Annotated in this window: 20 protein-coding genes and 1 other RNA gene; 5 read left to right on the forward strand and 16 right to left on the reverse strand. The window is 58.7% G+C overall.

Translation table 11 applies throughout. The annotated features are described in order from the left end of the window. Nucleotides 1-5: 5 nt before the first annotated feature. The 9 genes from mraY to rsmI form a co-directional block, all read right to left on the reverse strand. On the reverse strand, nucleotides 6-1,088 hold the full coding sequence (mraY, locus tag AC07ZE_RS24560) for a phospho-N-acetylmuramoyl-pentapeptide-transferase (protein WP_008016698.1): 1,083 nt from the start codon (nucleotides 1,086-1,088) through the stop codon (nucleotides 6-8). Further along, nucleotides 1,088-2,455 carry a UDP-N-acetylmuramoyl-tripeptide--D-alanyl-D-alanine ligase gene (locus tag AC07ZE_RS24565; protein ID WP_207266994.1) on the reverse strand — a complete coding sequence of 456 codons (1,368 nt, stop codon included), beginning with the start codon at nucleotides 2,453-2,455 and terminating at the stop codon, nucleotides 1,088-1,090. Before AC07ZE_RS24565 ends, mraY begins: the two co-directional genes overlap by 1 nt. Beyond that, on the reverse strand, nucleotides 2,448-3,911 hold the full coding sequence (locus AC07ZE_RS24570) for a UDP-N-acetylmuramoyl-L-alanyl-D-glutamate--2,6-diaminopimelate ligase (RefSeq protein ID WP_207266995.1): 1,464 nt from the start codon (nucleotides 3,909-3,911) through the stop codon (nucleotides 2,448-2,450). The genes AC07ZE_RS24565 and AC07ZE_RS24570 overlap by 8 nt, the downstream gene beginning before the upstream one ends. Continuing rightward, nucleotides 3,911-5,650 (reverse strand): peptidoglycan D,D-transpeptidase FtsI family protein, encoded by a 1,740-nt coding sequence (locus tag AC07ZE_RS24575; protein WP_207267884.1) that lies wholly within the window; start codon nucleotides 5,648-5,650, stop codon nucleotides 3,911-3,913. The genes AC07ZE_RS24570 and AC07ZE_RS24575 overlap by 1 nt, the downstream gene beginning before the upstream one ends. Beyond that, nucleotides 5,650-5,943, reverse strand: a complete 294-nt coding sequence (gene ftsL / locus AC07ZE_RS24580; protein ID WP_207266996.1) for a cell division protein FtsL — start codon at nucleotides 5,941-5,943, stop codon at nucleotides 5,650-5,652. Before ftsL ends, AC07ZE_RS24575 begins: the two co-directional genes overlap by 1 nt. Next, a complete protein-coding gene (gene rsmH / locus AC07ZE_RS24585) occupies nucleotides 5,940-6,887 on the reverse strand; it encodes a 16S rRNA (cytosine(1402)-N(4))-methyltransferase RsmH (RefSeq protein WP_404940874.1) in 948 nt (315 codons plus the stop codon). The genes ftsL and rsmH overlap by 4 nt, the downstream gene beginning before the upstream one ends. Beyond that, entirely contained in the window at nucleotides 6,884-7,339 is a 456-nt protein-coding gene (gene mraZ, locus AC07ZE_RS24590) for a division/cell wall cluster transcriptional repressor MraZ (protein WP_003205355.1), read from the reverse strand. The genes rsmH and mraZ overlap by 4 nt, the downstream gene beginning before the upstream one ends. A gap of 446 nt (nucleotides 7,340-7,785) precedes the next feature. After that, nucleotides 7,786-8,139: RNase P RNA component class A (gene rnpB / locus AC07ZE_RS24595), an RNA gene on the reverse strand. Nucleotides 8,140-8,214: 75 nt separating this feature from the next. Then, the gene (gene rsmI / locus AC07ZE_RS24600) at nucleotides 8,215-9,087 is read right to left on the reverse strand and encodes a 16S rRNA (cytidine(1402)-2'-O)-methyltransferase (RefSeq protein ID WP_207267886.1); all 873 of its coding nucleotides are present in this window, start codon (nucleotides 9,085-9,087) and stop codon (nucleotides 8,215-8,217) included. 209 nt (nucleotides 9,088-9,296) lie between these two features. Between rsmI and AC07ZE_RS24605 the strand changes: the two genes are divergently transcribed. The 4 genes from AC07ZE_RS24605 (at nucleotide 9,297) to AC07ZE_RS24620 (ending at nucleotide 12,740) form a co-directional block, all read left to right on the forward strand. Further along, nucleotides 9,297-11,108, forward strand: coding sequence for a penicillin-binding protein activator (locus AC07ZE_RS24605; RefSeq protein WP_207266997.1), 1,812 nt, complete (start codon nucleotides 9,297-9,299; stop codon nucleotides 11,106-11,108). Continuing rightward, nucleotides 11,108-11,470, forward strand: a complete 363-nt coding sequence (locus tag AC07ZE_RS24610) for a YraN family protein (protein WP_207267887.1) — start codon at nucleotides 11,108-11,110, stop codon at nucleotides 11,468-11,470. The genes AC07ZE_RS24605 and AC07ZE_RS24610 overlap by 1 nt, the downstream gene beginning before the upstream one ends. Nucleotides 11,471-11,571: 101 nt before the next feature. Beyond that, complete coding sequence (locus tag AC07ZE_RS24615) at nucleotides 11,572-12,165, forward strand: phosphoheptose isomerase (RefSeq protein ID WP_095192986.1); 594 nt, start codon at nucleotides 11,572-11,574, stop codon at nucleotides 12,163-12,165. Next, nucleotides 12,162-12,740: a BON domain-containing protein gene (locus tag AC07ZE_RS24620; protein WP_095192985.1), complete on the forward strand. Its 579-nt coding sequence runs from the start codon at nucleotides 12,162-12,164 to the stop codon at nucleotides 12,738-12,740. Before AC07ZE_RS24615 ends, AC07ZE_RS24620 begins: the two co-directional genes overlap by 4 nt. A 78-nt stretch (nucleotides 12,741-12,818) precedes the next feature. On the opposite strand, the gene AC07ZE_RS24625 is transcribed toward AC07ZE_RS24620, so the two are convergent. From AC07ZE_RS24625 to rplM, 7 genes are all read right to left on the reverse strand, one after another. Beyond that, nucleotides 12,819-13,232: a ClpXP protease specificity-enhancing factor gene (locus AC07ZE_RS24625; protein ID WP_095192984.1), complete on the reverse strand. Its 414-nt coding sequence runs from the start codon at nucleotides 13,230-13,232 to the stop codon at nucleotides 12,819-12,821. A gap of 16 nt (nucleotides 13,233-13,248) precedes the next feature. Further along, complete coding sequence (locus tag AC07ZE_RS24630; protein WP_007972581.1) at nucleotides 13,249-13,866, reverse strand: glutathione S-transferase N-terminal domain-containing protein; 618 nt, start codon at nucleotides 13,864-13,866, stop codon at nucleotides 13,249-13,251. Between the two features lie 150 nt (nucleotides 13,867-14,016). Further along, the gene (locus AC07ZE_RS24635) at nucleotides 14,017-14,799 is read right to left on the reverse strand and encodes a cytochrome c1 (protein ID WP_207266998.1); all 783 of its coding nucleotides are present in this window, start codon (nucleotides 14,797-14,799) and stop codon (nucleotides 14,017-14,019) included. Then, the gene (locus AC07ZE_RS24640; protein ID WP_095192982.1) at nucleotides 14,799-16,010 is read right to left on the reverse strand and encodes a cytochrome b; all 1,212 of its coding nucleotides are present in this window, start codon (nucleotides 16,008-16,010) and stop codon (nucleotides 14,799-14,801) included. The genes AC07ZE_RS24635 and AC07ZE_RS24640 overlap by 1 nt, the downstream gene beginning before the upstream one ends. Beyond that, nucleotides 16,010-16,603 carry a ubiquinol-cytochrome c reductase iron-sulfur subunit gene (gene petA, locus AC07ZE_RS24645; RefSeq protein ID WP_207266999.1) on the reverse strand — a complete coding sequence of 198 codons (594 nt, stop codon included), beginning with the start codon at nucleotides 16,601-16,603 and terminating at the stop codon, nucleotides 16,010-16,012. The genes AC07ZE_RS24640 and petA overlap by 1 nt, the downstream gene beginning before the upstream one ends. 269 nt (nucleotides 16,604-16,872) lie before the next feature. After that, nucleotides 16,873-17,265, reverse strand: a complete 393-nt coding sequence (gene rpsI / locus AC07ZE_RS24650) for a 30S ribosomal protein S9 (protein WP_003228056.1) — start codon at nucleotides 17,263-17,265, stop codon at nucleotides 16,873-16,875. Nucleotides 17,266-17,279: 14 nt separating this feature from the next. Then, nucleotides 17,280-17,708 (reverse strand): 50S ribosomal protein L13, encoded by a 429-nt coding sequence (gene rplM / locus AC07ZE_RS24655; RefSeq protein WP_003228062.1) that lies wholly within the window; start codon nucleotides 17,706-17,708, stop codon nucleotides 17,280-17,282. Between the two features lie 245 nt (nucleotides 17,709-17,953). On the opposite strand from rplM, the gene AC07ZE_RS24660 reads away from it, so the two are divergent. Beyond that, complete coding sequence (locus AC07ZE_RS24660) at nucleotides 17,954-18,994, forward strand: NADP(H)-dependent aldo-keto reductase (RefSeq protein WP_207267000.1); 1,041 nt, start codon at nucleotides 17,954-17,956, stop codon at nucleotides 18,992-18,994. Nucleotides 18,995-19,033 lie beyond the last annotated feature (39 nt).

Below are 19,033 nucleotides of genomic sequence, written 5' to 3' on the forward strand. Positions count from 1 at the left end.
TGTTTCTACCTCAGCTTCAGGGTGGCAAGGCCAATCAGCACGAGAATTACGGTGATGATCCAGAAACGGACGATCACGCGCGGCTCGGGCCAGCCCTTGAGTTCAAAGTGGTGGTGAATCGGCGCCATGCGGAATACGCGGCGACCGGTCAGCTTGAAGGACGCCACCTGAATGACGACCGACAGGGTTTCCATCACGAACACACCGCCCATGATGAACAGGACGATTTCCTGACGGACGATCACGGCAATGGTGCCCAGGGCCGCGCCCAGCGCCAGTGCGCCGACGTCGCCCATGAAGACTTGCGCCGGGTAAGTGTTGAACCACAGGAAGCCCAGGCCCGCACCGATCAGCGCGCCGCAGAACACGATCAATTCACCCGCGCCCGGTACGTATGGAATGAGCAGGTATTCGGCGAATTTCACGTTACCCGACAGGTAGCAGAAAATCCCCAGGCCACCGCCGACCATCACGGTCGGCATGATCGCCAGGCCGTCGAGGCCATCGGTCAGGTTGACCGCGTTGCTCGAACCGACGATCACGAAATAGGTCAGGACGATGAAGCCTGCACCCAACGGAATGCTGTAGTCCTTGAGCATTGGCAGGATCAGGGTGGTTTCAACCGGCGTCGCGGCGGTCATATAAAGGAAGATCGCCGCGCCCAGTCCGAACACCGACTGCCAGAAGTATTTCCAGCGGCTCGGCAAGCCACGGGAGTTCTTCTCGATCACCTTGCGGTAGTCGTCGACCCAGCCAATGGCGCCGAACAGCAGGGTCACCAGCAGCACGACCCAGACATAACGGTTGGTCAGGTCAGCCCACAACAGGGTACTGACGCCAATGGAAGACAGAATCAACGCGCCGCCCATGGTCGGGGTGCCCGACTTGGACAGGTGCGATTGCGGGCCATCATTGCGAACGGACTGGCCGATCTGACGGTTCTGCAGGGTGCGGATCATCCACGGGCCATAGCACAGCGACAAAACCAACGCGGTCAGTACACCGAGAATCCCGCGCAGGGTCAGGTACTGGAAGACCGCGAAGCCTTTGTAGAACTGTTGCAGATACTCCGCTAGCAGCAGCAGCATTAATGTTTCTCCAGACTGGTCCCGCACAAAGCGGCGACGATGTTTTCCATCGCAGCGCTGCGCGAGCCCTTGATCAAAATAGTGGTGTTTGTGTCTTGCTCGGCGCCCAAGGCCTTGATCAGCTCAGCCTGCGTGCTGAAGTGAAAAGCCTGTGGGCCGAAGGCGTTGACGGCGTGAAGCATCATTGGCCCGACCGCGTACAGCGCAGAAACCTTGCCTCGGGCGTACTCGCCCACGTCGCGATGCCCCTGCTCCGCCCAATCGCCCAACTCGCCGATATCTCCGAGCACCAGAACGGTGCGACCGGAAAAGCCGGCCAGTATATCAACCGCGGCACACATGGAGGTGGGGTTCGCGTTGTAAGTGTCATCGATTACGCGCATGCCATTGCTGGCCAATTGCGCGACGGTGCGGCCCTTGACCGGCTGCACTGCGCCCAGGCCCGTGGCGATGCCGAACAGCGACACGCCCAGCGCATGGGCGGCGGCGGCGGCCGCCATGGCATTGGCCACGTTATGGGTGCCGAGCAGATTCAACTGAACGCGTTCCACACCTTCGGGTGTATGCAGGTTGAACGCCGGGCAGCCACGCGCGTCGGTGGTCAGATCGCTGGCATGGAAATCTGCGCGGCTGTTGCTCAGGGCAAACGTCAGCACCTTGCGGCCGGCTGCGCGTTTCTTCCAGATCTCGAACGCCTTGTCGTCCAGATTAAGAACGGCGACGCCATCGGCATCCAGCCCTTCAATGATCTCGCCCTTGGCTTCGACGATTTTTTCCGGCCCGCCAAACTCGCCAACGTGGGCAGTCCCGGCATTGTTGAGAATGGCCACGTGGGGCTTGGTCATGGCGACGGTGTAGGCAATTTCACCCAGGCGCGATGCACCCAGTTCGATCACGGCAGCGGTGTGTTCCGGCGCCAGTTCCAGCAGGGTCAGCGGAACGCCGAGGTCGTTATTCAAATTGCCACGGGTGGCCAGTACCGGACCGCGGGTACGCAGGATGCTCGCGAGCATTTCCTTGACCGTGGTCTTGCCGCTGGACCCAGTGACGGCTGCAACCGGCTGAGTGAATGCCGAACGATTCAATGCGCCCAGTTGGCCCAATGCCTGACGGGTGTCGCCCACCAACAATTGCGGCAAGCTGCTGTCGGCGACTTCGCGCTCGACCAGTGCCGCCACAGCGCCTTTGGCCGCCACGTCATTGAGATAGTCATGACCATCGAAACGCGGACCGGCCAAAGCGATAAACAGCTGTCCCGGCTTGATTGCGCGACTGTCGATGCTGACGCCGTCGAAGCTGGCATCGGTACCGATTAAACGGGCGCTCAATGCACCGGTCAGTTCGCTGAGTTTCAAGGCTTTAAGCATGGGCAACCTCCCACATGGTCAAGGCATGATCGGCCTCGACCAGATCAGAGAAGGCATGGCGCTCGCCGTTGATTTCTTGATAATCCTCGTGACCTTTTCCAGCCAGCACGATCACGTCGTCGGCCGACGCTCCAGCAATCAGCTGGGCAATCGCCTGGCCACGTCCGGCAACGAAAGTGACTTTATCCACAGCCGTGAACCCGGCGCGGATGTCGTCGAAAATAACCGCTGGATCTTCGGTACGCGGGTTGTCGTCGGTGACCAGCACGCCGTCGGCCAATCGCTCGACCACTTCGGCCATCAGCGGACGCTTGCCGCGATCACGGTCGCCGCCGCAGCCGAACAGGCACAGCAAGCGACCTTTGACATGGGGGCGCAAGGCAGACAGGACTTTTTCCAGGGCGTCCGGGGTGTGGGCGTAATCGACGACTACCAATGGCTGGGTACCACCGCCGAGGCGCTGCATGCGACCGGCCGGGCCTTCGAGCTTCGGCAACACTTTAAGAATTTCGTCCAGTGGGTAGTCAAGGCCGAGCAAGGCGCCAACGGCGGCCAACACGTTGCTCAGATTGAATCGTCCGAGCAAGGTGCTGCGCAGATGGTGTTCGCCCTGCGGCGTGACCAGCGTGGCGCGCACCCCTTCGTCGTCGAACTGTGCTTCGCGGCAATACAGATAGGCACTTTTGTCGAGCAGGCTGTAAGTGATCAAACGCGACTCACGCTTATCGGCGGCCAGTTGCCGACCGAAATCGTCGTCGAGGTTCACCACCCGGCATTTCAAATCGTTCCAGGCGAACAGCTTGGCCTTGGCTTCGCCATAAGCGTGCATGGTGCCGTGATAGTCCAGGTGATCGCGGGACAGGTTGGTCATCACCGCCACATCGAACGCCAGCGCGGTGACCCGGCCCTGGTCCAGGCCATGGGACGAAACTTCCATGGCCACCGCTTTGGCGCCGGCCTTTTTCAAGTCGCCAAGGGTCGCTTGCACGGCAATCGGATTCGGCGTGGTGTGCAGGCCGCTTTCCAGCGCGCCGTAGAAACCGGAACCCAGGGTGCCGACGATGCCGCAGTGCTGGCCAAGCAGGTCCAGCGCCTGGGCCACCAGTTGGGTCACGCTGGTTTTGCCGTTGGTACCGGTCACACCGATCAGGTTCAGGTGATGACTGGGTTCACCATAAAAACGTCCGGCGATATCCGACAGCTGCGCCGCCAGGCCTTTGACCGGAATCAATGGCACGTCGGTGATCGGCAGCACAGTGGCGCCTTCCACTTCATAAGCTACGGCAGCGGCGCCGCGCTGCAATGCGTCGCCGATATGCGAGCGACCGTCGAACCTGCCGCCCGGCACCGCGAGAAACAGGTCACCGGCACGCACGTTGCGGCTGTCGAGTGCCAATTCACGGATCAACAGATCGTGACCGGCGTGGGGGAATATCTTGTTCAGACTTAATGACATCAGCCGCGCCCTCCATTGGCTTTCAGCGGAACGACCGGGGTGGCGTTGGCTTGTTGAACAGGTGGCAAATTGTCCGGGGTGACATTCATCAGGCGCAGGGTGCCGGACATCACCCGGCTGAACACCGGCGCCGAAACCAGACCACCGAAGTAACCAGCCTTGGTCGGCTCATCGATGACGACCACGATGGCGTAACGCGGGTCACTCATCGGACCGAAACCGGCAAACAGCGAGCGGTAGGAGTTCTCGGCATAACCCTTGGTGCCGACCGAGGTTTTACGCGCAGTACCGGACTTGCCGCCCACGTGGTAGGCCGGCACCTGCGCACGGAATACACCGCGCGGAGCCTCGATCACCTGTTGCAACATGGTCTGCATGGTTTTCGCGACCGTTTCCGGCAACACCTGCGTGGTTTGCGGTGTTTTGTCGGTTTTGATCAGTGTCAGCGGTGCGAGGCGACCGTTGTTGGCCAAGGCCGAGAAGGCATGCACCAGCTGGATGGCCGTCACCGAAATACCGTAGCCGTAGGACAACGTGGCGGTCTCAGCCTTGCGCCATTCACGGTAGTTCGGCAGATTGCCGACGCGTTCGCCCGGAAAGCCGAGGCCTGTGTCCTGGCCGAGACCAAGTTTTTGCGCCAGGCGGAAAATGGTTTCACCACCGATATCGAACGCAACCTTACTCATGCCGACGTTACTGGAATTGATCAGGATGCCGGTCATATCCAACACCGGACCTTCGGTCTTGGAGACGTCCTTGATGGTGTATTTGCCGATCTGCAACGTGCCCGGATACACCTCGACACTGTCGGTCGGTTTCCAGCGCCCGGTTTCGATGGCGGCGCTCATGGAGATCGCCTTCATGGTCGAACCTGGCTCGAATACGTCAATCATCGCGCGGTTACGCATCATCGCCGGTTGCAGGTTGCGACGGTTGTTCGGGTTGTAGGTCGGCTGGTTGACCATGGCGAGGATTTCGCCGGTCTTCACATCCATGATCACCAGGCTGCCGGCCTTGGCGCCGTTCTCGATGATTGCGTTGCGCAGTTCGCGGTTCGCCAGATATTGCAGGCGCAAGTCAATGGACAACGCCAAGGGCTTTCCGGCCTTGGCGTTTTTGGTGACCTGGACATCCTTGATCAGCCGGCCGCGCCGGTCCTTGATGACCTGTCGTTTGCCGGGCACTCCGGCAAGCCATTCCTCATAGGCCAGTTCAACACCTTCTCGACCATGGTCATCGATATCGGTAAAACCAACCATGTGGGCGGTGACTTCACCGGCCGGATAGAAACGGCGAAACTCTTCGATGCCGTAAACCCCCGGCACTTTCAGGTCGAGTACAGACTGACCCTGCTCAGGCGTCAGCCCGCGCACCAGGTAAATGAATTCTTTATTGGCCTGGGCTTCAAGACGCTCGGCCAGGGCTTTCGGGTCTTGCCCCAGCGCCGCAGCCAGCGCCGGCCACTTTTCCTTGGCCAGCTGCATTTCCTTGGCGTTGGCCCACAGGGTAGTCACCGGCGTGCTGACGGCCAGAGGCTCGCCGTTACGGTCGGTGATCAGACCACGGTGAGCCGGAATCGGAATGTGACGAACGCTGCGCGCGTCACCCTGACCTTTGAGGAAGTCACGGTCGACCACTTGCAGATCGATGATGCGCCAGGCAATCGCCGCCACCATGACACCGAGCAGACCCAGCACCAGGCGAAACCGCCATGGAAAGAGTGCGCCTTCGAGCTTCATCATGGCGCCACCATCTGCACTTCGGCGGCACCGGGAATGCGCATTTTCAGCTGCTCGGTGGCCAGCACTTCGATGCGGCTATGGGCCGTCCAGGTGCTCTGCTCAAGAATCAACCGGCCCCACTCGGCCTGGGCCTTGTCGCGCACGCTCAACTCGTTGTACAGCGAGTTCAGCAGCTGACGATTCCAGTGCGCGCTGTAGGACACGCCGATGGCAGACATGAGCACGCCAATGAACAGCAGCAGCATGAAAAAGCTTCCGCCGGGCAGTGGCTTGGCGAAAAGCTTGCTCACCGCAGCTTCTCCGCCACACGCATGACAGCGCTACGGGAACGTGGGTTGGCCTTGAGCTCGGCGTCGGAGGCCGTCTGCGCTTTGCCATGGATTTTGATTTTCGGTTCGAAGGCGACATGCCGAACCGGCAGGTTACGCGGCAGGTTGTCGGCTTCGCCTTTCACCAGCTTGCGCATGAACAGTTTGACGATACGGTCTTCGAGGGAGTGGAAGCTGATCACCACCAGACGGCCGCCCACTTCCAGGCAGTCCAGCGCGGCTTCGAGGCCGGCTTCCAGATCGCCCAGTTCGTTGTTTACGTGAATACGCAGGCCCTGGAACGCACGGGTAGCAGGGTTCTTGCCCTTTTCCCAGGCCGGGTTGGCGACTTTCAGCACTTCGGCCAGATCGGCGGTGCGCTCGAACGGCTTGATGTCGCGACGCTCGGCCACGGCACGGGCCATGCGCCCGGAAAAACGCTCTTCGCCGTATTCCTTGAACACACGGGCGATTTCTTCCACCGGCGCACTATTGACGAACTCCGCCGCACTGATCCCGCGGGACGGGTCCATGCGCATGTCCAGAGGACCGTCGTTGAGGAAACTGAAGCCGCGCTCAGGATCGTCGAGTTGCGGCGAAGAAACGCCAAGGTCGAGCAAAACGCCGCTGACCTTGCCGTGCAGGCCACGTTCTGCGACTTCGGATCCGAGTTCGGCAAAGCTGCGCTGCACAACGACAAAGCGGCCGTCTTCGGCCGCTAGCGTCTGCCCGGTGGCAATCGCTTGAGGATCTTTGTCGAATCCGAGCAACCGACCATCAGGACCGAGCCGGCTGAGAATCATCCGGCTATGTCCGCCGCGCCCGAACGTGCCATCCAGATAGCACCCATCAGGACGTACGGCGAGAGCCTCGACGGCTTCGTCAAGCAGTACGGTGATGTGGTTAAAGCCGCTATCAATAGTCACAGGATCAAATCACGCAGTTCATCAGGCATGGCGCCCGGTTGTTGAATAGCAGCCAGGTCGGCGGCAGAAACCGCGTTCCAGGCATCCTCGTCCCACAATTGGAACTTGTTCAGTTGGCCTACCAACATCGCGCGCTTATCCAACTTGGCATATTCGCGAAGACGCGGCGGAACCAGAAAACGACCACTGCCATCGAGCTCGAGGTCGACGGCATTACCAATCAGTAAACGTTGCAGACGGCGGTTCTCTTCGCGAAGCGAAGGCAGGGCGCGCAGTTTGGTTTCAATAATTTCCCACTCATCGAGGGGGTAAACACACAAACACGGATCAACGGCATCAATTGTGACGATTAACTGACCGGAACTACGCGAAACGAGCTCGTCACGGTACCGGCTCGGCATGGCGAGACGGCCCTTTGCATCGAGACTGATAGCGTTGGCTCCGCGAAACACGTCAGCGTTTCTCCAAATAATAGCGTTTTGCGCTCAAAAAACCCACTTCATGCCACTTTCCGCCACTTGCGCACACTATAGGAATGCGCCCACCACACCGTCAAGGCGCGGATCGAAGGAAAACCCTTACAGAACTGAGATTTAGGAGCATAAAAGGAGGGGTAACGAGAATCCGGCAGATGCATTCGCCCAATAACTTGAATCAGCACAGAAGACTGCGTTCGAAAGTTAAAGTAATTTATTAAGAGTAAGATTTTTTCGGTATTACGAAAGTGCTTATGCCGACGTTTTGAAAGGGGGGAGAAATCGGGTACCGCATGGAGTTTATGCGTTCGTTACCAGAGCAGGCCAATCGATATCACACAACCCCTTCCATCGTGATCTGCACGAAGGGAAATGGCTATCACCGCCCTGCTCAGATGATTTAAGCAGAGGGTAGAAAAAAGGTGGAGAGTCGATCTGTAAGCCGGGTTCTGTCTTGAACAGTCATTCGTCTACGATGGCCATCACTGGACATCTTTAGCAACCTACCCGGTCCCAGCGCGGGCCACGCCTTGGGACCCTATTTGGTCTTGCTCCAAGTGGGGTTTACCTAGCCACGAACTGTTGCCAGACGTGCGGTGCGCTCTTACCGCACCTTTTCACCCTTACCGGCGCCGAAGCGCTTAGGCGGTTATTTTCTGTGGCACTTTCCGTAGGCTCACGCCTCCCAGGCATTACCTGGCACTTCGCCCTATGGAGCCCGGACTTTCCTCCCCCCCCTAATTTTCATAGAGGGCAGCGACTGTCCGATCGACTCTCCGCCGCGAAGGTTAACGGCAGAGCGCCCGAAGAACAAGCGCTAAACGCCTTCAGCCACGCCAGTGCGTCGGGTTTTACTCGCCCTTCTGTTTATCCAGCGCAACCTGATAGAGCACATTCTTGCGCTCACCAGTAATTTGCGCCGCCAATGCTGCGGCACGCTTGAGCGGCATTTCTTCAAGCAACAGGTTGAGGATGCGCATCGCTTCGCTGCTGACAGCGTCCTCGCTCTCGGGAGCCGACCAACCTGCCACCAGCACCACGCACTCGCCGCGCTGCTGATTACTGTCCGACTCGACGAACTGGCGCAACTCGGCCAGCGGCAAGCCTTTGAGGGTTTCGAATGTCTTTGTCAGCTCACGCGCCAGCAATGCGGGGCGGTCGGCGCCGAACACCAGCTCCATGTCTTGCAGACATTCAAGGATGCGGTGCGGGGCTTCGTAAAAGATCAATGTGCGCGGTTCTTCCTTTATCGACTCAAGACGAGCGCGTCGCCCCACCGCCTTGGCCGGCAGAAAGCCTTCAAAGATGAAACGATCCGACGGCAGTCCGGCCGCCGACAATGCAGCAACCAATGCACAGGCGCCCGGAACCGGCACCACATTGATCCCGGCCGCGCGAGCCTGACGCACCAGGTGATAACCCGGATCGGAAATCAGCGGCGTTCCGGCATCGGAGATCAGCGCCACATCGTCACCCGCGAGCAAGCGGGTAATGAATCGGCTGCCTTCATCGCGCTCGTTGTGCTCATGACACGCTGCCAATGGCGTAGGGATGCCGAAATGCTGCATCAAACGCTGGGAGTGCCGGGTATCTTCGGCGGCGATCAATGCCACCTCGCGCAGGATCTTCAGCGCGCGCGCACTGATGTCATCCAGGTTGCCGATGGGCGTCGCCACCACATAAAGCGAGCCAGCAGCGGAATTCAAAGCACCTGGAGCAGTCAAAGCGCACACCTCATGATCGATAAAGCCGCCATTGTAACGCGTAGCGACGCTGGCGATATGTGCAAGCACCATCAGGTTTTGCAGCTGTTTGTGCCGCATCGCAACATTTACACCAGCTAAATTGATCGATTCACGCCAGCAACATCGCGCCCCGGCCAGCGCTTGGGTACAATTCCACGCTAATTTGATCGAGTATCAGGAACACTTACATGATCGCTTGCCTGCGGCTGTTTACTGCCCTCTGCCTCGCTGCCTTGCTGGCGGCTTGCGCCAGCTCGCCCTCCTCCAGCCTTGGCGAACTTCCACGGACCCCGGATGCCAGTATCGAGCAATTGCTTGAAAAGGCCGCCCAAAGCAAATCGCCGGAAGACGCCGCCCTGCTACGCCTGAGCGCAGCAGACCTGGCCTATCGCCAGGGCAACGCCGCCCAATCCGCACAGATCCTGCAGCAAGTGCCCGTGGAGCAACTCAAGCCCGGTCAGCAGGTATTCGCCAACACACTGGCCGCCGAATTGGCCATGACCCGCAACCAGCCGAAAGCGGCGCTGACGGCCCTGAGCCATCCGAGCCTGCAGCGCCTGGGGGAATTGCCGGAAGAGCAACAAGTCCGTACCGGCACCGTCCGTGCCCGCGCACTTGAAGCTGATGGCCAGACCCTCGCTGCCGCCCGGGAACGCATCTTCATCGCACCGATGCTCAGCGGCGACGCCGCCGGCAAAAACCACGAAGCCATCTGGGTACTGATCGCCTCGCTACCGACCGACCAACTGCAACCAGGCACCGCCGATGACCTCGGCGGCTGGATGGCCTTGGCACTGGCAGTAAAAACTGCCGGCACCCTGGAACAGCAACAGGCCGCCATCGACAACTGGCGCAAGCAGAACCCGAAACACCCAGCCGCCGTTCAATTGCCGCTGCCACTGACCAAACTCAAGGAACTGGCCAGCCAGCCCCTGAGCAAGATCGCCCTGCTGCTGCCGCAAGACGGCCCGCTGGCCTCGGTCGGCAAAGCATTGCGCGAAGGTTTCATGGCCGCTCACTACCAGGCACAACAAGCCGGACAGCAACCACCCGCCATCGAGTTCTATGACAGCTCGCGCCTGACCTCCCTCGACGAGTTCTATCGCAAGGCTCAGGCCGACGGCGTGCAACTGGTCGTCGGCCCGCTTGAGAAGCCGCTGGTCAAACAACTGAGTACTCGCCCGCAATTGCCGATCACCACCCTGGCACTGAACTACAGCGAAGGTGAACAAGGTCCGGCACAATTGTTCCAGTTTGGTCTTGCAGCCGAAGACGAAGCCCGTGAAGTGTCTCGCCGCGCCCGCGCCGACGGCCTGCATCGCGCAGCCATCATGGTGCCGAAAGGCGAATGGGGCGACCGCGTACTGCGGGCGTTCAACCAGGACTGGCAAGCCAATGGCGGCAGCATCGTTGCCACCGAACGTGTTGACCAGCCGGTTCAGTTGGCCCAGCAGATTGCCGACATGTTCCAGCTGCGCCAGAGCGAAGGTCGCGCCAAGAGCCTGCAAAGCACGGTAGGTTCGCAAGTCGCCGCCCAGCCTTCCCGTCGCCAGGACATCGAGTTCATCTTCCTGGCCGCCACGCCGCAACAGGCCCAGCAGATCAAACCGACCCTCAACTTCCAGTACGCGGGCGATGTTCCGGTTTACGCCACGTCCCACGTGTTCAGCGCCAGCGGCGACGTGAACCAGTACAACGACATGAACGGCATTCGCTTCTGCGAAACGCCATGGCTTCTGGATGCCAATGATCCGCTGCGCAAACAGGTCACGGCACAATGGCCTCAAGCAGCCGGCAGCCTGGGTCGCCTGTACGCAATGGGTGTCGACGCCTATCGCCTGGCACCACGCCTGGGCCAACTCAAGGCTCTGCCGGACAGCCGCATCGAAGGCCAATCAGGCAGCCTGGGCATGACGCAGAACCAACGCGTCGTGCGGCAATTGCCATGGGCCGAGTTCGTCAACGGTCAGGTTCAACGCCTGCCGGACACTACGCGCTGATGCCTGACAGGTCACGCCAGCAAAGCGGTAAGGATGCCGAGCGCCAGGCGCTCGGACATCTTCAACAGCAAGGTCTGCGCCTGTTGGCGCAGAACTGGTTGTGTAAACGCGGCGAGCTTGATCTGGTCATGCTAGATGGCGATACAGTAGTATTCGTTGAAGTTCGCTACAGAAAAAACACTCAATGGGGTGGCGCGCTCGATAGCATTGATGAGCGCAAACGGCAGAAACTGATTGTTGCCGCGCAGTATTTTCTTCAGCGCGAGTCGCGCTGGGCCAATTCCCCTTGCCGTTTCGACGTGGTTGCCATTGATAGCGACCTCGATCAGTTGAACTGGTTACAGAATGCCTTCGACAGCTGATCGCTTGCACCCCGAACCGGATAACACCCAACACTTTTGCTCTTTGTTTTGCGGGCTGCACATTCACGTGCCGGACAGCCGCGCTCATTAAGGTCACACAGATGGACATGCAATCCCGAATTCGCCAGCTTTTTCAGGCCAGTATCGACACCAAGCAACAGGCGATGGAAGTACTTGCACCGCACATCGAGCAAGCCAGCCAGGTCATGGTCAACGCCCTGCTCAATGAAGGCAAAATGCTTTCCTGTGGCAACGGTGGCTCCGCCGGCGACGCCCAGCACTTCTCCTCCGAGTTGCTCAACCGCTTCGAGCGTGAGCGCCCGAGCCTGCCCGCCATTGCGTTGACAACCGACAGCTCGACGATCACCTCGATCGCCAATGACTACAGCTACAACGAAGTGTTCTCCAAGCAGATCCGCGCCCTCGGCCAACCGGGGGATGTCCTGCTGGCAATTTCCACCAGCGGTAACTCGGCGAACATTATTCAAGCGATCCAGGCCGCACATGATCGCGAAATGATTGTCGTAGCATTGACCGGTCGCGATGGCGGCGGCATGGCGTCGCTGCTATTGCCCGAGGACGTGGAGATTCGCGTACCGGCCAACGTCACCGCACGTATTCAGGAAGTCCACCTGCTGGCGATCCATTGCCTTTGCGATTTGATCGACAGCCAACTGTTCGGGAGTGAAGAATGACCCCTAATCGCCTCGGCCTACTGGCCCTGACCCTGTGCCTCGGCATCAGCGGCTGCACCTCGGTGGTTAAAGCCAGCCGCGAAGCACCGATTGAAGATGACCGTGGCACCCGCACCTTCGGCAGCAAGATCGACGATTCCCTGATCGACACCAAGGTTGGCGTAAACGTCGCCAAGGCCGACCCGGCACTGGATAACGACTCGCACATCGTCGTCACCAGCTTCAACGGCGTCGTGCTGCTCGCCGGGCAAACGCCGCGCGCAGACCTCAAGGCCAAGGCTGAACAGGCTGCTGCCGCTGTTCAGCGCGTGAAGACGGTGCATAACGAGTTACAGGTTTTGCCGCCCTCCTCGCTGCTGGCACGCCAGAACGACACCTGGCTGACGACCAAGATCAAGACCCAGATGCTCGCAGACCCGAATATCCCCGGCTCGCGCATCAAGGTTGTCACCGAGAATGGCATCGTCTACCTGCTGGGCTTGCTGACCAAACAGGAAGCGGCTCAGGCGACTAATCTGGTGCAAGGTGTTTCCGGCGTTCAGAAGATCGTGAAGCTGTTTGAGTACATCGACTGAGCCTTCTCGGCGGTGGTGATTCTGAAATTGCCACCGCCCTGTAATAAAAAAGGCGATCCTTGCGGATCGCCTTTTTTATTACTTCACCACTTTCAGGCTCGGCCGACCGCTGGGACGCGGCGGCTCGCTGTCAGGTGGCGGGATATCATCATCCGGCTCGATCTCATCCTCATCTTCCAGAGGCGATTCCAGATCGAACACCATACCCTGACCATTCTCCCGAGCGTAGATACCCAGGATCGACGCGATAGGCACATACAGCGTATGCGGCACACCACCGAAGCGGCCTTCAAAGCTCACGGCCTCGTTATCCATGTGCAAATGGCGCACGGCTTGCGGTGATACGTTCAGGACAATCTGCCCGTCACTGGCAAACCCTTGCGGCACCTGGACCGACGGATACTCGGAATTGACCAGCATGTGCGGGGTGCAATCGTTGTCCACAATCCACTCGTAGAGCGCGCGGACCAGATAAGGTCGACTGGAGTTCATAGCGGCTCCTTAAGCCTTAGCGCATGTCGCGTTCGACGCCAGACAGACTCGCCTGGAAAGCCTCACGCGCAAACTGGCGCTCCATGTAATCAAGCAGCGGCTTGGCAGGCCGCGGCAGTTCTATACCCAGAATCGGCAATCGCCAGAGTATTGGCAATAGGCAGCAATCCACCAGGCTTTGTTCCTCGCTGAGGAAAAATGGCTTGTCGGCGAACAACGGCGACACGCCGGTCAGGCTTTCGCGCAATTCCTTGCGCGCCACGGCACGAGCGGCCTCCTTGGTCCGCGAATCCAGAATCAGATCCACCAAACCACACCAGTCTCGCTGTATGCGATGTATCAACAGTCGACTGTTGGCACGCGCCACCGGATAAACCGGCAGCAACGGCGGGTGCGGATAACGCTCATCCAGGTATTCCATTACCACCGTAGATTCCCACAACGCCAGGTCACGATCGACCAGGGTGGGCAAACTGCCGTAAGGGTTCACTTCGATCAGTTTAGGCGGCTGACGGCCAGCTTCCACGTAAATGATCTCGGCGCTGACACCCTTCTCTGCCAGTACGATTCGCACCCGGTGGGAATAGTGGTCGGCGGGGTCGGAGTAACAGGCCAACCGATTGGTCACGCCCATGGCGATCCTCCTCGCTTGTAAAAATAATCGAAAGCGGAAAAACGAGCGCGCCCAGAGGGCGTCTCCCGTAACGCCTGGCCAGCCAGACTCGTTACACCTTCAGAGACGCCCTTGGGCGCGCGCGATTAACAGCAATTGCTTGAAGCGTTATCAGTGCACGTCTTTCCAGTACTCACGCTTGAGCAAGTAAGCGAATACGAAGAAGAACGCCAGGTACAGCAATACATAGGTACCAATGCGCTGATGTTGCAGCTTAACCGGGTTAGCCGAGTAAGCCAGGAAGGTTACCAGATTCTTGACCTTCTCATCGAACTGCTCTTCGGTCAAAGATCCACTCTTCGGCACGATGGTCAACTGATCGCACGCTTCATGAGTCAGCGCCGTACCGGTCAACGGATCATATTGCTTCTTGCCGTCTTCGACGATCTGAACCTGTTTGCAACCGATGACCTGACGACCTTGCAGGCCGACCAGGACGTTAGGCATGCCGACGTTCGGGAAGACCTTGTTGTTCACACCCCAAGGGCGCGACGGATCTTCATAGAACGACTTCAGGTAGCCGTAGAGCCAATCGGTACCGCGAACGCGAGCCACCAGGGTCAGGTCCGGCGGCGCCGCTCCGAACCAGGTCTTGGCGTCAGCCGGCTGCATGCCGATGTTCATGTGGTCGCCGATCTTGGCACCGGTGAACACCAGCTTTTCGAGCATCAGCTCATGAGGAATGTCCAGGTCATCGGCCACACGCTCGTAGCGCTGAAATTTGGCGCTATGGCAGCCCATGCAATAGTTGGCGAACGTACGCGCACCATCCTGCATGGCCGCCTTGTCGGACACGTCGATGTCGACTTTTTCCAGTTCCGGGCCACCTTGTCCAGCAGCGAACGCGAACACTGGCAGCGCAGCAAGCATCAATACCGCAAATAGCTTTTTCATCAGCCAGTCACCCTTTCCGGAACCGGTTTGGTCTTCTCGAGCCTGGTGTAGAACGGCATCAGAATGAAGTAGGCGAAGTACAGGAATGTACATACCTGCGACAGCAACGTACGGCCTGGCGTCGGGGCCAGAACACCCAGAATGCCGAGGATCACGAACGAGATGCAGAACACCACCAGCCAAATCTTGCTCATCCAGCCTTTGTAGCGCATCGACTTGACCGGGCTGCGGTCCAGCCACGGCAGGACGAACAGCACCGCAATGGCCGCCCCCATGGCGATAACACCCAGGAGCTTGTCCGGGACCGCCCGCAGAATCGCGTAGTACGGCGTGAAGTACCAGACCGGAGCGATGTGCTCAGGTGTCTTGAACGGGTTGGCTGGCTCGAAGTTTGGCTTCTCGAGGAAGTAACCGCCCATTTCCGGGAAGAAGAACACGATAAAGCAGAAGATGAACAGGAACACCACCACACCGACGATATCTTTCACGGTGTAGTACGGATGGAAGGCAATGCCGTCCAGCGGAATGCCGTTTTCGTCCTTGTGCTTCTTGATGTCCACGCCATCCGGGTTGTTCGAACCGACTTCGTGCAACGCCAGAATGTGCAACACCACCAGACCCAGAATCACGATCGGCAAGGCCACCACATGCAAGGCAAAGAAGCGGTTCAGGGTGATACCGGAAATCAGGTAGTCACCACGGATCCACTGGGTCAGGTCGTTGCCGATGACCGGGATCGCACCGAACAGCGAGATGATCACCTGGGCGCCCCAGTAGGACATCTGGCCCCACGGCAGCAGGTAACCCATGAAGGCTTCAGCCATCAGCGCCAGGTAGATCAGCATGCCGAAGACCCACACCAGCTCACGTGGCTTCTGGTAGGAACCGTAGAGCAAGCCACGGAACATGTGCAGATAGACCACGATGAAGAACGCCGAAGCGCCGGTGGAGTGCAGCAGACGCAGGATCGAGCCGTACTCGACGTCGCGCATGATGTATTCGACGGAAGCAAACGCTTCTTCGGCCGATGGGGTGTAGCTCATGGTCAGCCAGACACCGGTGACGATCTGGTTGACCAGAACGAGCAGCGCCAGGGAACCAAAGAAATAGAAGAAGTTGAAGTTCTTCGGGGCGTAGTACTTGCTGAGATGGTCTTCCCACATTTTGGTCGCGGGAAAGCGCGCATCAACCCAATCCATGAACTTGCTCATCACGCTTTCTCCGTATCGACGCCAATGACAATGACGTCATTGGTCTCATAGGAATGCGGGGGAACTGGCAGGTTCAAAGGCGCAGGTTGCGACTTGTAGACGCGGCCAGCCAGGTCGTAGTGGGAGCCGTGGCAAGGGCAGAAATAACCACCTACCCACTCCTTGCCCAGATCAGCGGGAGCCACTTCGGGACGGAATGTCGGCGAGCAACCCAGGTGCGTGCAGATACCGATCAGCAGCAGAACCTCAGGTTTGATCGAACGGGTTTCCGGATCGACATAGGTCGGTTGTGTCGAGTTCTTGGAGGTCGGGTCAGACAGCTGGCCCTCGATCTTTTTCAGATTCCCCAGGATTTCCTCAGTACGGCGGACGATGAATACCGGCTGGCCGCGCCACTCAGCAATCATCTGCTGGCCTGGCTCGATTTTGCTGACATTCACTTTCACCGGTGCACCTGCGGCTTTCGCCTTGGCACTGGGAAACCATGACCCCACGAACGGGACCGCAGCCCCCACCGCTCCTGCAGCACCCACCACGGATGTGGCTGCTACCAAGAAGCGACGCCGGCCTGCATTCACGCCGTCATTGCTCATTCAGTCCTCTCCCATCAGCTTTGTGGCCTGTTAAATCAGGCATCTACTAAGTAAAACTCTGTACTTATAAAAATTTTGCCGAATGGTAATGAAAAGCCCCAATTCTGACAAGGTAATTACCCCGGGACACCACTGCCAAGCCTTGTAGTATAGGGCCTCTACGGATGTGGCAAGTTGTCACAGCGCAATTCTTTGATAAATCGCAGGCACAAAAAAAACGCCCAGCTCCGTGAGGAAACTGGGCGTTCTTTTTTGAACGTGGAAACGAATTAACGCTTCGAGTACTGCGGACGCTTACGCGCTTTACGCAGACCAACTTTCTTACGTTCAACTTCACGTGCATCGCGGGTTACGAAGCCGGCTTTACGCAGAGCGCTGCGCAGAGTTTCGTCGTAGTCCATCAGAGCGCGGGTGATGCCGTGGCGGATTGCGCCAGCTTGACCACTTACACCACCGCCGATCACGGTGACGTAGATGTCGAATTTCTCGACAGTCTCAGTCAATTCCAGCGGCTGACGAACTACCATGCGGGCAGTTTCGCGGCCGAAGAAATTATCCAGCGAACGGTTGTTGATGGAGATGTTACCAGTACCCGGACGCAGGAAAACGCGTGCGGTTGCGGTCTTGCGACGGCCAGTGCCGTAATTTTGAGTCGCCGACATAATGAACTATTCCGTTAAATCTTCAGTTCTTGGGGCTGCTGAGCAGTATGAGGGTGTGCAGCGCCCGCATAGACTTTCAGCTTACGGTACATGTCGCGACCCAGCGGGTTCTTAGGCAGCATGCCTTTGACCGCGGTCTCGATCACGCGCTCAGGGGCCTTGGCGATCAGCTTTTCAAAGTTGATCGACTTGATGCCGCCCGGGAAACCGGAGTGGGAGTAGTACATTTTGTCAGTGGTTTTAGCACCGGTAACACGGATCTGCTCGGCGTTGATAACGACGATGTAGTCGCCGGTGTCAACGTGAGGAGTGTACTCAGGCTTGTGCTTGCCACGCAGACGGCTCGCGATTTCGGTGGCCAGACGACCCAGGGTCTGACCAGCAGCGTCGACGACAAACCAGTCGCGCTTTACTGTTTCCGGTTTAGCAGTAAAAGTTTTCATTCTTTATAGCCTCAGGGGCCGCCCTGTAAATTAGACGGCGGATCTTACTGAATAGTGCGTACTTTGACAAGTCAAAGGCAGCCGGATACAGACGCTTTCGGGGGCTCGGGTCGGCGCGTCCGTTCAACGGCAAGATTCTTCGGCGGCGGCGCATCACTTCCACTGCAGAAAGAGGTGCGCAATTATGCAGATTGCGAAAAATAATTCAACCTGCTTTTATGATTGTTTTGCCCAAGGAGCACCCGATGGACTATCGCCAGCTAGGCCGGACCAATCTGAACGTGAGTGCAATCTGCCTCGGCACCATGACCTGGGGCGAGCAAAACAGCGAAGCCGAAGCCTTCGCCCAGATTGAGCGAGCCAAGGGCGCCGGGATCAATTTCATCGACACCGCCGAGATGTACCCGGTGCCGCCCAGGGCCGAAACCTACGCCACCACCGAACGCTACATCGGCAATTACTTCAAAAGCCGCGGCGATCGATCCGACTGGATCCTGGCCAGCAAGATCGCCGGCCCCGGCAATACCATCGACTACATCCGCGACAAAAACCTGCGGCACAATCGACAGCACATCACCGAGGCCGTGGATGCCAGCCTCAAGCGCTTGCAGACTGATTACATCGACCTGTATCAATTGCACTGGCCGGAGCGCAGCACCAATTTCTTCGGGCAACTGGGCTATAAGCACAAGATCGAAGCCAATCTGACGCCGCTGGAGGATACCCTCGAATCGCTCGACGAACAGGTCAAGGCCGGCAAGATCCGCCACATCGGCCTGTCCAATGAAACCCCGTGGGGCACCATGCGCTTCCTCGCCCTGGCCGAAGCCCGTGGCTGGCCTCGCGCGGTGTCGATCCAGAACCCCTACAACCTGCTCAACCGCAGTTTCGAGATCGGCCTGGCGGAAATTGCCATTCGCGAACAATGCGGCTTGCTGGCCTATTCGCCGCTGGCGTTCGGTTTTCTATCAGGAAAGTACGAAGGTGGCGCCCGCCCGCCAAAAGGCCGCCTGAGCCTCTACAGCCGCTTCAGCCGCTATTTCAACCCGCAGTCGGAAGCAGCTTGCAGCCGTTATGTTGCACTGGCGCGTGAACACGGCCTGGACCCGGCACAAATGGCGTTGGCATTCGTGACGCAACAGCCCTTCGTGACCAGCAACATCATCGGGGCGACGACGCTTGAGCAGCTGGACAGCAACATTGCCAGTTTTGATCTGAAACTGTCGGATGAAGTGCTGGAAGGGATCGAGGCGATTCACAAGGATCAGCCGAACCCTGCTCCTTGATTGATTCATGGTTCCATTCGCGAGCAGGCTCGCCCCCAC

This window comes from Pseudomonas sp. GW101-3H06, from assembly GCF_059424605.1.